The organism is Natronorubrum marinum, from assembly GCF_052040125.1.
Lineage (GTDB): Archaea > Halobacteriota > Halobacteria > Halobacteriales > Natrialbaceae > Natronorubrum.
Window position 1 is genome coordinate 1,612,175 of sequence record NZ_JBPPFV010000001.1, and the last position, 12,892, is coordinate 1,625,066.

Annotated in this window: 10 protein-coding genes; 4 read left to right on the forward strand and 6 right to left on the reverse strand. The window is 61.6% G+C overall.

Features of this window, described 5'->3' with window-relative positions:
- Window positions 1-24 precede the first annotated feature (24 nt).
- Together ACSFC5_RS07975 and ACSFC5_RS07980 are read right to left on the reverse strand one after the other, a co-directional pair.
- Window positions 25-366 (reverse strand): DUF8028 family protein, encoded by a 342-nt coding sequence (locus tag ACSFC5_RS07975; RefSeq protein ID WP_440764684.1) that lies wholly within the window; start codon window positions 364-366, stop codon window positions 25-27.
- 344 nt (window positions 367-710) lie between these two features.
- A complete protein-coding gene (locus tag ACSFC5_RS07980) occupies window positions 711-2,942 on the reverse strand; it encodes a CDC48 family AAA ATPase (RefSeq protein WP_440764685.1) in 2,232 nt (743 codons plus the stop codon).
- A 234-nt stretch (window positions 2,943-3,176) separates the two neighbouring features.
- On the opposite strand from ACSFC5_RS07980, the gene larC reads away from it, so the two are divergent.
- Window positions 3,177-4,610, forward strand: coding sequence for a nickel pincer cofactor biosynthesis protein LarC (gene larC / locus ACSFC5_RS07985; RefSeq protein WP_440764686.1), 1,434 nt, complete (start codon window positions 3,177-3,179; stop codon window positions 4,608-4,610).
- 248 nt (window positions 4,611-4,858) lie between these two features.
- Complete coding sequence (locus ACSFC5_RS07990) at window positions 4,859-5,209, forward strand: hypothetical protein (RefSeq protein ID WP_440764687.1); 351 nt, start codon at window positions 4,859-4,861, stop codon at window positions 5,207-5,209.
- Between the two features lie 218 nt (window positions 5,210-5,427).
- Here ACSFC5_RS07990 and ACSFC5_RS07995 read toward each other — a convergent pair whose 3' ends face one another.
- From ACSFC5_RS07995 to ACSFC5_RS08010, 4 genes are all read right to left on the reverse strand, one after another.
- Window positions 5,428-5,922, reverse strand: coding sequence for a hypothetical protein (locus tag ACSFC5_RS07995; protein WP_440764688.1), 495 nt, complete (start codon window positions 5,920-5,922; stop codon window positions 5,428-5,430).
- Window positions 5,923-6,543: 621 nt separating this feature from the next.
- Window positions 6,544-7,023, reverse strand: a complete 480-nt coding sequence (locus tag ACSFC5_RS08000; protein WP_440764689.1) for a hypothetical protein — start codon at window positions 7,021-7,023, stop codon at window positions 6,544-6,546.
- Between the two features lie 978 nt (window positions 7,024-8,001).
- Complete coding sequence (locus tag ACSFC5_RS08005) at window positions 8,002-8,433, reverse strand: hypothetical protein (RefSeq protein WP_440764690.1); 432 nt, start codon at window positions 8,431-8,433, stop codon at window positions 8,002-8,004.
- 1,528 nt (window positions 8,434-9,961) lie between these two features.
- Window positions 9,962-10,372, reverse strand: a complete 411-nt coding sequence (locus tag ACSFC5_RS08010; RefSeq protein ID WP_440764691.1) for a hypothetical protein — start codon at window positions 10,370-10,372, stop codon at window positions 9,962-9,964.
- Window positions 10,373-11,105: 733 nt separating this feature from the next.
- Here ACSFC5_RS08010 and ACSFC5_RS08015 point away from each other — a divergent pair.
- Both ACSFC5_RS08015 and ACSFC5_RS08020 read left to right on the forward strand, forming a co-directional pair.
- Entirely contained in the window at window positions 11,106-11,609 is a 504-nt protein-coding gene (locus ACSFC5_RS08015) for a hypothetical protein (RefSeq protein WP_440764692.1), read from the forward strand.
- 370 nt (window positions 11,610-11,979) lie between these two features.
- Window positions 11,980-12,807, forward strand: a complete 828-nt coding sequence (locus ACSFC5_RS08020) for a DUF4330 family protein (protein ID WP_440764693.1) — start codon at window positions 11,980-11,982, stop codon at window positions 12,805-12,807.
- The last annotated feature ends 85 nt before the right edge of the window (window positions 12,808-12,892 follow it).

A 12,892-nucleotide genomic window follows, 5' to 3' on the forward strand; every position in this document is an offset into this window, starting at 1 on the left:
GCAACCGAGTTATCCACCGCGCGACTACCGACGGCGATGCGCGTGCCCGACGTACAACGCGGCGAGGTTCACCGAGAGGAGCACGAGAAAGAGCAGGGCCTGAAACGGCGTCGACAGCCCGACGGCGAGCAACGGAAGGTAGCACACTGGCAGGAGGATCGCACCCCAGAAACCAGCGACGCGAATCGGTTTCGCGACTGAGGGGGCGACGTCCTCGAGCGATCGGTCGACGGTCGCCGTTTCGCGATTCGATTCGCGGTTGGGATCGTCCCGTTCGCCGGAGGGCCCGCGCTCGTCGCGATGCTGGTCGTCGGTTGGCTCGAGGGAGGTATCGGCTGAATCACCAGCAGTGGAGGATTTCGACATCGGTCTAGACGGATACGTATCACAGGTCCGACGGCTAGTACATATACCGGGGCGAACGTTTGCCGAGTCGATGGCGGATTCACCGTTGCTAGGTGGTACCTGAACGAACATCTTCGGTTTCGCTTCGGAGAGCGGGTAATCGGCGGTTATCTGATCCGCGTCCGTCCCGGACTGCAATCGTCTACTACCGTCCCTAAGAGCGGGTTACAGCTCGACTCACCTCATTACTGTATATCTGTTTCTAATTAGTTGTCGTCGAGAGATCGGAATCGATCGACGACGCGGAAGCTCTTCGAAGACGGATCGCTGTGAAAAAACCGACGTCGATTCGCGAGTGCGTCAGCTCACTGGAAGCCGATGCGGCTGCCGCGTCGGCCCGACGGCCCGGGTCCGCTCGAGCCACCGCCCTGGAACTCCTCTTCGATCTGCTCGTAGTACTCGAGGATGTCGTCCGTAATCGTCGGTCGGACGTTCTCCATCGCCTGTCGGAAGTGACGCATCTCGACGATGTCTGCCTCGTGGTCCTCGCGCAGGGCCTCGATGGCCGACTCGCGAGCGATCGACTCGAGGTCGCTGCCGACGTAACCGTCCGTGATCTCCGCGATTTCGCGGAGGGTCACGTCGGCCGCCAGCGGCGTATCCTCGGTGTGGATGTCGAGAATCCGTTCGCGCCCGTCGACGTCGGGTTGGCCGATCATGACGAGCCGGTCGAACCGACCCGAACGCAAGAGCGCGGGGTCGATCATGTCCGGGCGGTTCGTCGCGCCGATGACCATCACGTTCTCCATCTCCTCGAGTCCGTCGAGTTCGGTCAGCAGCTGGTTGACGACCCGCTCGGAGACGTTCGAGCCGACCTCGCCGCCCCGGCCCGGCGCGAGCGCGTCGAGCTCGTCGAAGAAGATCACCGTCGGGGAGACCTGCCGCGCCTTGCGGAAGGTCTGTCGGATGGCCTTCTCCGATTCGCCGACCCACTTGCTGAGCAGCTGCGGGCCGCGCACCGAGATGAAGTTCGCATTCGTCTCGTTGGCGACGGCCTTCGCCATCAGCGTCTTCCCGGTCCCGGGCGGACCGTAGAGCAAGACGCCGGCCGGCGGATCGACGCCCAGCCGCTCGAACCGCTCGGGGTTGTTCAGCGGCCACTCGACGGACTCCTGGACCTGTTCTTTGGCGTCGTGAAGCCCGCCGACGTCGTCCCAGGAGATCTTCGGTAACTCGACGAGCACCTCGCGCATCGCGGAGGGTTCGACCTCGTTTAACGCGCCGCGGAAGTCCTGACGCTTGACGATCATCCGGTCGATCAGGCTCGGCGGGATATCCTCCTCGTCGAGATCGATCTCCGGCAGGTATCGACGCAGCGCCTTCATCGCGGCCTCCTTCGTCAGCGATTCGATGTCGGCACCGACGAAGCCGTGAGTCTCGTCGGCCAGGTGGCCGAGTTTGACGTCGTCGGAGAGGGGCATGCCGCGGGTGTGGATCTGCAGGATCTCCTCGCGACCCACTTCGTCCGGCACGCCGATCTCGATCTCGCGGTCGAATCGGCCCGGCCGTCGGAGGGCGGGATCGACCGAATCGACGCGGTTGGTCGCCGCGATGACGATGACCTGGCCTCGCGCCTCGAGGCCGTCCATCATCGTCAACAGCTGGGCGACGACGCGGCGTTCGACCTCGCCCGTGACGTCCTCCCGTTTCGGCGCGATGGAGTCGAGTTCGTCGATGAAGATGATCGACGGCGACTCCTCGCTGGCGTCCTCGAAGATTTCCCGGAGCTGTTGTTCGGACTCGCCGTAGTACTTCGAGATGATCTCCGGCCCCGCGATGGAGAAGAAACTCGCGGAGGTTTCGTTGGCGACCGCTTTCGCCAGCAGGGTTTTCCCGGTCCCCGGCGGCCCGTGGAGCAGGACACCCTGTGGCGGCTCGATCCCCAACTTCTTGAAGATCTGCGGGTGTTTCATCGGGAGCTCGACCATCTCCCGCACGCGTTGAATCTCGCTCTGGAGACCGCCGATATCCTCGTAGGTGATCCCGCCTCCGGTCTTCTCGAAGCCGCTGATCGGCTCCTCGCGGAGTTCGACGTCGGTGTCCTCGGTGATCAACACGACACCCTCCGGCTCCGTCTCGACGGCGATGAGCGGAATCGCCTGGCCGGGCGACCGCATGAATGGATGATTCGTCGAGGACATGACCGGGACGATGTCGCGGCCGACGACCGGCCGTTTGAGGATCTGGCGTTTCACCATCCCCGCTGCGTCGGAACCGAACTGCACCGACGCCTCCTCGGGGGGTGCGAGCGTGAGCTTCTCCGCCTTCGTCGCCTCTGCCTTGCGGATCGTCACTCGCTCGCCGATCCCCACGTCGGCGTTCTGGCGGGTGAAGCCGTCGATCCGGACCGTATCCGTGTTCCAGTCCTGCCGGTCGGCGCGCCACACCTTCGCCGCGGTGGTGTCTGCACCTTCGATCTCGATGATGTCGCCCGGACTCAGCTTCAGATGCAACAGCGTGTCCGGGTCGAGTCGGGCGATACCACGACCCGAGTCGTTCGGGTACGCCTTCGCAACCTCCAGTTGAACTTCATTCATGATTCGGGTAGACGGTGATGTCTTTCACTCCGCTTCGTGAGCGGATAGGTTTTTTGCTAGCCTTCACCGCACGGTATGCTAGATGCTACCATATGTAACTGTGGCTGGAACGTACATAGCTGTACCGGCATCGGTTGGTTTTGGTGCTACCGACAGCCGGTGTAGGCACCGAATACGGCACCGACCTTGCGGCGAGCAGATGCCTTTTTGACCGTGCCACCCCGCCACCTACCTATGAGCATCCTCGCGTTCGACGGCCGCATGGGCGCAAGCGGCGACATGATCCTCGCCGCCCTGCTCGATGCCGGGGCTGATCCCGACGTCCTCGAGTCCGTCACCGACGTCCTCGAGGTGGAGTACCGAATCGACGAGACGGTCAAGTGCGGTATCTCCTCGACGACCGTCGACGTCTATCTGACCGATCGTGACGATGGAGGGCCCGACGGCCACGAGCACGGACACGCAGACGAGCACGACGGGCGCAAACACTCCCACGAACACGCCGATCACGCTCACGACCACGCCGACGGGGACGGGCACGGTCACGAGCGCGAGCATGCACACGACCACGCCGACGGGAACGGGCACGGTCACGATCACGAGCATACCCACGATCACGGAGACGACCACGTCCACGCCGAAGGCCACGGCCCCCACCGGAGCTACCTCGAGGTCCGCGAAATCGTCGAGAACATGAGTCTCGAGCCGGCGATCGAGCGCGACGCGCTCGCGATCTTCGAACTGCTCGGCGAGGCCGAGGCGAGCGTCCACGGCGAGCCCCTCGAAGAAATCCACTTCCACGAGGTCGGTGCCGACGACGCCATCGCGGACATCGTCGGGGCCGTGTTGCTGTGTCACGACCTCGGGCCCGACGAAATCGTCACGACGCCGCTCGCGACGGGCGGCGGCAGCGTCTCGATGAGCCACGGCGAGTACCCCGTCCCGACGCCGGCGGTCGTGGAGATCGCCCAGCGCGCGGACTGGTCGCTCCGCGGCGGCCCCGTCGAGACCGAACTGCTGACGCCGACGGGGGCCGCAATCTTGGGCCACCTCGCCGACGGCGTGGCGTCGCTGCCGTCGCTCGACCTCGAAACCTCGGGCTACGGGGCCGGCGGCTACGACCTCGACCCGCACCCGAACGTCCTCCGGGTCCTGGTCGGCGACGGCGGCGGTCGCGGCGAACTGGTGAAAGACGATATCGCCGTCCTCGAGACGAACCTCGACGACGCGACGCCGGAGGTCCTCGGCGGCCTTCATGAGACGCTCTCGGACGCGGGCGCGAGAGACGTCTCGATCCTGCCGGCCACGATGAAGAAGTCCCGGCCCGGCCACCTCGTAAAGGTGATCTGCAAGCCCGCGGACCGAGAGCGAGTGGCTCGAGCGCTGGCCGAGGAGACCGGGACGCTCGGCGTTCGGGACGCGGGGGCGACCCACCGCTGGATCGCGAACCGGGCGTTCGAGACGGTCGAACTCGAGGTCGAGGGTGAGACGTACGAGGTGACGGTGAAGATCGCCAGCGACGTGGACGGCGAGGTGTACGACGTGAGTACCGAGTACGACGACGCGCGGGCCGTCGCCGCCGAAATGGGCGTCTCGATTCGCGAGGTGATTCACCGCGCCGAGACGGCTGCTCGAGCGTCCTTGCCCAACCGTGACTCCCGACGATAGCGCTGAGGCTGCACGGAGCCCAACGTAGGGGTAACGGCGCCCTATCCGGCTCGTATCCTCCTCGTTCCGGCGGCCCGTCGCCGCGTTCGTTTCCAGCCTCGACGGGGCGTCTCTCCGGTAGCCATCGGTCGTACAGCCGCCCGTTTTGGGACCGATTTCTGGATCGAAAGCAGTCGTTCGCGCTGCGAACGGTTCTGTCGATTTATTGTCCGATAGCGGAGAGATATTCGTGCCTTGTGAGGCTACAAATGAAACGGATCACACGACATTACGGAACGGTCGGACGGACGGTGTTCGTCGTCGCGATCGCGATCGGGTTGCTCACGCTAGTCGGCGGCGCGGGAACGGCAGCAGCCCAGACCGAGATCATCGGTGAGGAGGGCGACGATGCGCTGGACGAAACGAGCGTCTCCATCACCGAGGAGGAGACGATCAGTGATGTCAGCGAGCAGGAAACGACCGAGGTCGAAGAGGAGACGGAGGTAGTCACTGACGAAACCGAATCGTCCGAGGACATCTCGGTGGATCCCATCACGCCGGTAACCCCTGAGACGCCACCGGTGCCAGCAATCGATTCGATAGACGCGTTTGACACGTAGTCCGATACCACCGGCGACGAGCTGTTCGGAAACGCGACTGCGTGACTCCCGTCCGATTTTTTGCCGCGTTCAGTGCTCCCGATATCACCGAGGTCAGAACTCCCACAGATTCGGCACGAACTCGGTGAGAGACGGCGCTCGAGAGAGATCGAAAATTAGACGTCTGGCTCGAGCGCTCGCCTGGTGTCCTCGACCGTACTCGACGCCGACGGCCGAATTCAATCGTCGTCGTCTCGATCGTCGATATCGATCGACGTGCCGGACGAAATGGTCGTCGATTGTGCTGTGCTCGTCGTGGAACTGTTGGTGACTACCGAGTTGGTGGTCGAACTCGTCGACGACTGCGTTACGCTTACGGTCGCGTCAGCTGACGACTGCCCTACCGTCGTCGACTCCGAGTACGTCTCACCGTCGGACACTGATTTCACGGAGACGGAGACGTCGGCTTTGGCGTCGGTGATCACCTCGATGTCAGTGGTCCTGGTATCGGCGTCGGCCGTGTGGACCACTACACCCCACGGGAAGGTCGCCGTCTCCGCCTCCGCGTCGGTATCGGCTCCCTCCGCCGGAGGAGGGTCCGCTACGTCGGTGGCCGTCGTCACCGAGAGCGAAATGCTCCCCGCGGACTCGGCGATTATTTCGACGTTCGTGTCGCCCGATTCGGGATCGGTCTGGTGGGTTATCGTTCCCCACGAAAAGTCGGTTGTTGGCATGTCTCTTGCAGGGTTCTCGGGTTGTCTGTTGGCGTGATCCCCGGCGAACGTGGTCGCTTCTGGTGCGGGAGAATCGTTACCCCCTGCACCAGCGACAGCGAGACTTACACCGGATCACGACTGCTGTTCGTTGGACCGTGTCGGGTCGTCTGGCGATCTCTCGCTACCTCATCAGTACAGACGACTCGGTTTGAACCGTCGGGATCGTTTTCCCAGTACTCAGTCGCTACCACGCGGCTCGCGATCCACGACGAACGGGCGTTCGGGTACTCGAACGGCCCTGCAGTCGCCCGGCTCTCGGTCGTCGTCGCAGGAGACGGCCGAAACGACGGCTGATGCTCGAGGCCGTATCGGTGGTAGTCGATTCCGCAGGTCGTCCGGTCCGTGGGAAGTATTGCTGTTCGGAACCCAGGAGCAGCCGTTTGATTCGTGACTCCTCCCCGGATGGTCGCGGAGTCCGCTCCTGGCCGATGGAAACACGTTTGAACGGAGTGGTGGGTTAGCTGGTTCATTCGTTATCCGCACACGTGATACGGCGTATCGCCTCGCCGTTTTCGCTCACACTGATCGCTCTAGAATACGATAAAATAAATAAAATTTGAATGACGTTGTAGCTATCAATTAGGCGAGCAGACCGATGCCGCCATCGAAGTCATCGAAATCGATGTCGACATCGACACCGACACCGGCGTCACCGCCGTCGCCACCATCGCCGCCTTCAGCGGCCGTGGTTGCGTCTGCGTCAATAGCGTTACCCTGCTCGACGTCCTGAGACTGCCCAACAGCAGCGGTGGACTCGGACACAGCCGTGGACTCAGCGCCAGCACCAGCGAAGTCGTCAGCCGTCCCTTTGTCCTTCGGGCCGTCATTGGCAGCCGCCTGACCGTCGCCGTCACTCACTGCGGCCGACGCTGCGACCGACTCTGAGCTAGCCTCTCCGACCTGTTCGTTCACGTTCGTCTGATCGAAGTCCTGCACCGTCTCGGCAGCCGCATCGCCACCGTCGCCAGCGTCGCCACCAGTGATGGCGTCAGTATCGATATTGATGTCCTGTGCTGCAGCGGTTCCTGCGAACCCCATAAACATGAGGCCGCCGACCATTGCTACCGTCAGTGTAACTGCGAGTGCTCGATTCATTTGTGTTAGGTCTGGCACGCATCACAGTGTATCGTAAGCGATCGCGCAGACTGTGACGCGTTGCCCAGTCGGGACGAATCACCGACTTCCACTTATATCCGAAGAACGGTTACGGGAGGAATAGCTGGTTTAACGGATCGAACAGTACCGTTTAGTCACTGTAGGTGAGTATACACGTTTACCGGATCGATACTGTTCATCGGCGCGGACAGGAACGGTTCGTCCTCCGCAATCGTTCTGTTGGGTGCCTGGTCCGCACTCGACGCTCGTCCCACTGATCGAACGAATGAAGCCACCGCTCGTCGGCCGATCGACAGCCCACTTGCTGCCTCGAAGGCGATCGATGTGCATTTCGCGTGGCCAAACCGTTTTTCGGCGGGCGCGCAGCGGTTCCCGAGACGGCGCCAAACCCCAGTCGAGAGACCGAACGGATAGCTATTGCCGCCGACCAGAAGCACAGCAGCCGGGTCTCGACGATCGGACTGCTCGATATCGGATAGCAGCTTCGTCTCGTGTCGATCACAGCGGAGACCCGGCATCGCCTGCGGTTGATGCGAACGGCTGTTTCATTGCCGGCCATTCGTAACGGCGCCCAGGTGAGTCGGGTTCACTGTCGGACAATCGCCTAGCGCCGCCGGACTGCCCGATGTGATCGATCCGTTCGGCGCTCGCCACCCGCTCTCTTCTCCCGCTCGAACGAATCCATCTCCCGCTCGAGTTCGACGGGTTTCGGACGCACAGACCGCACCGACCGGCCTCTTTCTCAACCCACCCTCAGTAGATCACGACGGGCCATCCCGACGAGCGACAGCATCTACTACCTCGAGTGTGGAATCACGGATCGAAAGGCGCTCACTCACTGATTGACGGCGTTCTGGGGCACCGATCGCCGGCGAAAAAAGGAACGATAGGGACGGTGTCGATAATCGCTACGACTACCGATTACAGGAGTCCAGCGAGGAGGAGGTCGAGGTCGATACCGACATCGACACCGGCGTCACCACCATCGCCGCCGTCGCCGCCAATAGCGATCGTGGTCGCGTTCGCTTCTATGGCGTTACCTTGGTTGACGTTCTGATTCTGTGCGACGACAGCTGCGGAACTGCTGCCTGCAGCAGAGTCAGCCCCACTACCGACTGCGTACGACTCCGCAGTCGACGTCGAGTCAGCGGCGCCAACCTGTGCGTTTTGATTCGTCTGATCGAAGTTCTGCACCGTCGCCGCCGCCGCATCGCCGCCGTCGCCACCGTCACCACCAGTGATGGCATCGGTGTTAACATTGATATCCTGTGCCGCGGCGCTTCCTGCGGCCCCGATAAACAAGAGGCCGCCGACCATTGCTACCGTCAGTGTAACTGCGAGTGCTCGGTTCATTGTTTCGTTCTGGAACGCATTACAGCCATACGACACTGGGTTCCGGTACCAATGGTGCTGCGACGCGTTGACCAGTCAAGACATATTACTGACTTCTACTTATACCCGGAGAACGGTTACGAGAGGAATACCCGGTTTAACGGGTTGAACGGTTCTTGCTGTAGTCATTACGCGTGAGAGCGCATCGGTACCTGATCGGCATTCTTCACCTACGCGGACAGATGCGTTTCTATCCGCGGGTGTTCGTCGGTTAGGCACCTGCTTCCGTACTCGAGGCTCGTGCCATTGCTCGGACGGATGGAGTCTCACTGATTGACCATCTCGGATCGCAGCGGTGATTCGCCTCCAGTTACTATCGATACCCACGCGGCTTCCACGACTGCGATCTGTGGCAGTGTGGCCGTTCTCGGAACACACGCGTTCTGAGGTCGAGGGAAATCAGTGGTTTGATGATCAGTAGAGAGCGTTCCTCCCCAGGAGGCCGGACGTGAGTTTCGTTCTCGTACCCATAGCTGAGTCCGGTGTGCTGTCAGCTCCCCGTTTCGCGACTCGGCCACTGCATCGATCTACGGCGAGTCGCCGGTCGATGTTTCTCGAAACACAAAGCAGTACGCTGGCAGCAGGTACCACACGTAGGCCCTTTTGTGATCCACTCTCGCTCGCATCACTCGAACGAATAGGTCTCCACGCTCCAGTGTCTCTGTCAGCAAGTTCGATACGCACAGATCACTACGACCCGTACGCTCTCATCCGCTGTTGGTAGACGATACACCGACTCTGGTTTCGCTACAGCGGTAGGCCCCTTCACGACGCGGTCATCGTCGATAGACTATGGTCGGTTCGTCGTTCGAGACACTGACTGATGGCAGAATCGATCGCGGTTCTGAGCGTGCTTCTCCGTAGAGCACAACTATCGCCGTTCGGTGATGGTTCCGCGTCTAGGCGGTTTTTCTTTGAAAGAAGTGGGGCAAACGAGCCGAGTGAGTCGGCGTTTGGAACGACAGCTACACCGTCGCAGTCATCTTCATCACCTACACTGGTGATGAGGGATGGGTTGCCGTCACCCCGCGAGTGAACCATCACGGTGCCGTTTACGACCGATCTCCTTGATGAGTGCCGAAGCGCATCCCACGTCCGTCGAACGAGCGGTGGAGATATTTCGATTGCTTGGCCGATGATGTAGTTAGGTCGAGTAACCGACCACGGATCGAGTAACCCGCGGAACTCTTGCTGTTTTCTTTAGACCGGGAGCGATCGTCGATGGAAAAGAGTGTGCAGGGGCTGGCAGTAGGTGTCGGTCGTTCTGGCAGCCATGAAAAAGATCAGACGTTCGTACAATACGCGATGGAGCAGATCAGCACCACGAGAACTGAAACAGGCTCCGACACAGATAGCGCGAATGTGGAAGTCTTGGCCGCGGACCGAATGGCTCTCGGCTTGCTGGTGGGTACTACTGGCTCTGGTGCTTCGATCGTCTTCAAAAATGAGGATTGTTAGGGAAAGATTCGATAATCGCTGTGGTTAGCGATTAGGTGTCGTCAGGATCGTCGCCGTTGTCGTCACCGAAATCGAGGTCGACACCGACATCGACACCGGCGTCACCGCCGTCGCCACCATCGCCGCCAAGGGCGATCGTGGTCGCGTCCGCGTCAATGGTGTTCACTTGGTTGACGTTCTGGTCCTGTTCGACAACAGCTGCGGAGCTACTGCTTGCAACAGAGTCAGCCCCAGAACCGGCCGCGTACGAGTCCGCGTACGACGTGGAGTCAGCGACGCCAACCTGTGCGTTTTCGTTAGTCTGATCGAACTCCTGCACTGTCGCCGCAGCCGCATCGCCACCGTCGCCACCGTCACCGGCATCGATGACACCAGTGTTGATATTAATGTCCTGTGCTGCAGCGGTTCCTGCGAACCCCATAAACATGAGGCCGCCGACCATTGCTACCGTCAGTGTAACTGCAAGTGCTCGATTCATTTGTGTTAGGTCTGGCACGCATCACAGCTCCCAGATCGCTGTGGTCGCTGTGGCACGGTGCCCAGTCGGGACGAATTACTGACATGCACTTATATCCGGAGAACGGTTTCAGCGGGAATCGTTGATTTAGCGGATCGAAAACGCACTATTAGTTACGATAGACGAGTCTCTCCCCTACTTATGTGTGATTCTATCACTGCTACATTGACATCTCTGTCTCCGCTACTACTTTCCACCACCGGTCCCGGTTCGCCGCGCCGTCCCCGAAACTGATCGCTGACAACGGTTCCGATGCTATTTCGTACGGACTAACATATCAATTTCCATGATGAAACAGTACTTGTTCGTGGAACGTTCGGGAGACGTGACATCGTCGCCGCCCGTAATTTATCGTGGGTTATCGGTTTCTCGAGAGTCCCATCCGATGGCGGGAGCAGTCTCCGACCGGCACTTGCGTTAGCTCAGCGCAGACGCTTCCCGTCACAGCCGTCGTCGACGTACAGAACGATTCAGCACGCCGAGTTGCCATCTCGAATACCCACCACGTCGTACGTTCGAAAGCCCCATCGAAGCCGTAGTGCCCATTCTCGAGGGCCCGGACGGAACACACGGCTCACGAGGACGAGATTGTCACGATCGTTCGAGAATCGTTTTTCCGTGAAAAAAGTGTTTGGCACTCGATCCTGTATCCGTGGCCATGAACCGACGCGACATCATCAGTCTTGGTGCCGGTGTCTGTGTCAGCGCCATAGCCGGCTGTCTCGGGAGTACCGCGGATTCCGCGGACGGTGGGTCCGACGACGAGTCGCTGTGGGCCGACGACGGAAGCGACGGGGGGAACGCGTCGAACGGGGAGTCGTCGGCAGACGAACCACTCGAGCGGATCGTGATCGGCGACGAGTCGGAGACCGATGCGGCGTACTCGCTGTACATCTGGAACGCGACGGACGACGAGCGGTCGGTCGAGATCCAGATCGATCACGACGGGGCGTCCGTTCTCGATCGAACCGAAGACGTGCCGGCCGAGGAGTACCTCGAGATCGTCCTGATCGATTCGGGGACCTACGAGACGACCGTCGAGTCCGAGTCCAGCCAGAGCACGACGTCGATCACGCCACCGAGTGGCGACTGCGGGGAGTCACGGACGGTCATGACGCTCCAGGAGCGCGGCATCGGCGTCGACACGTCGATAGTATGTTAAGCGACGGCGTTCGCCGACGTATCGATCGAACGGGAGGGGCCGGCGGGCAGGAACTGTTTCGATCGCGTAAGCATTCAGTAATTATGTGGTCCCACGGTGTGGCCGGTGGCATGCATCCGCTCCGACGCTCGATGAGAGATGACACTCCGTCGGGTCGACGACGCGACGGCGGGACGAACAGGGAGGCTGCAACTGGCGAAATGTCTATTTTGGGACGGTGCAACGGAACGGCGAGTGGATTGGGACATTGCAACGGAACAGCGAGTGGACGGTCGGTCGCGGCCGGCGCGCTCGAGTACCGCCACCGGAACGAACTGCTGGCGTCACGGTCGTCTCCGTCTTGCCGCGCCGGCCGCCTCTCGAGTGATCCATGCCGCTGATCGACGACGACGGGAACCTCTTCGGGGCCGTCAACGTCATCGACGCGATCATCGTCGTCGTGCTGCTCGCCGTGGTCGTCGCGGGAATCGCAGTCATCGCGGCCCTGGGCGGGGGCGAATCGGAGACGCGGTATGCGACGATCGAACTCGAGAACCAGCCCGATTACGTCGTCGAGCGAATGGACGAGGGCGACGTCGCGACGTTCGATGGCTCCGAGGACTCGATCACCGTAACCGACGTCCAGATCACGCCGTCGGCGACGGACGACGGGAACAGCAGCCAGCCCGACGTGACGATCCGCGCGGAGGTCGACGGCGAACGCATCGAGGACGAAGATCGGGAGGAGGATCGGTTTCAGGTCGCCGGTAATCCGGTCATGCTCGGCAACGAGATTCAGCTCGATATGGGGACGTACACCACGACCGGGACGGTGTCCGATCTCGGACCGGACGGGGAGACGCTCTCGGACGCCGAAGAGACCTCGACCACGCGGGCGGCGGTCGAACTCGCGAACGTCCGCCCGTCCGTCGCGGACGGATTGGAAGAGGGCATGACCGAGACGATGCGCGGCGAGACCGTCGCGACCGTCGAGGACGTCGAGAGCGAGCCGGCCTCCGTCGTCCTGCAGAGTGAGGACGGCGACATTCACGAGCGCGAGCACCCACAGAACCGGGACGTGACGATCGTCGTCGAGTTGCAGACGGCGGAATCCGAGACCGGCATCGAGTTCCGGGGTGAGCGACTCGGCGTCGGCTCGTCCATCATCCTCACCTTCGACGGGCTGACCATCCAGGGCGAGGTGTCTGAGATTGAATAACGAGACGGCGGCGCTCGAGTCCGCGCGGGATCGTTCGGTCGTCTTGGGAGTGGTGAGGAGGGGGAGTAGTTGGGTTCGATCGGCG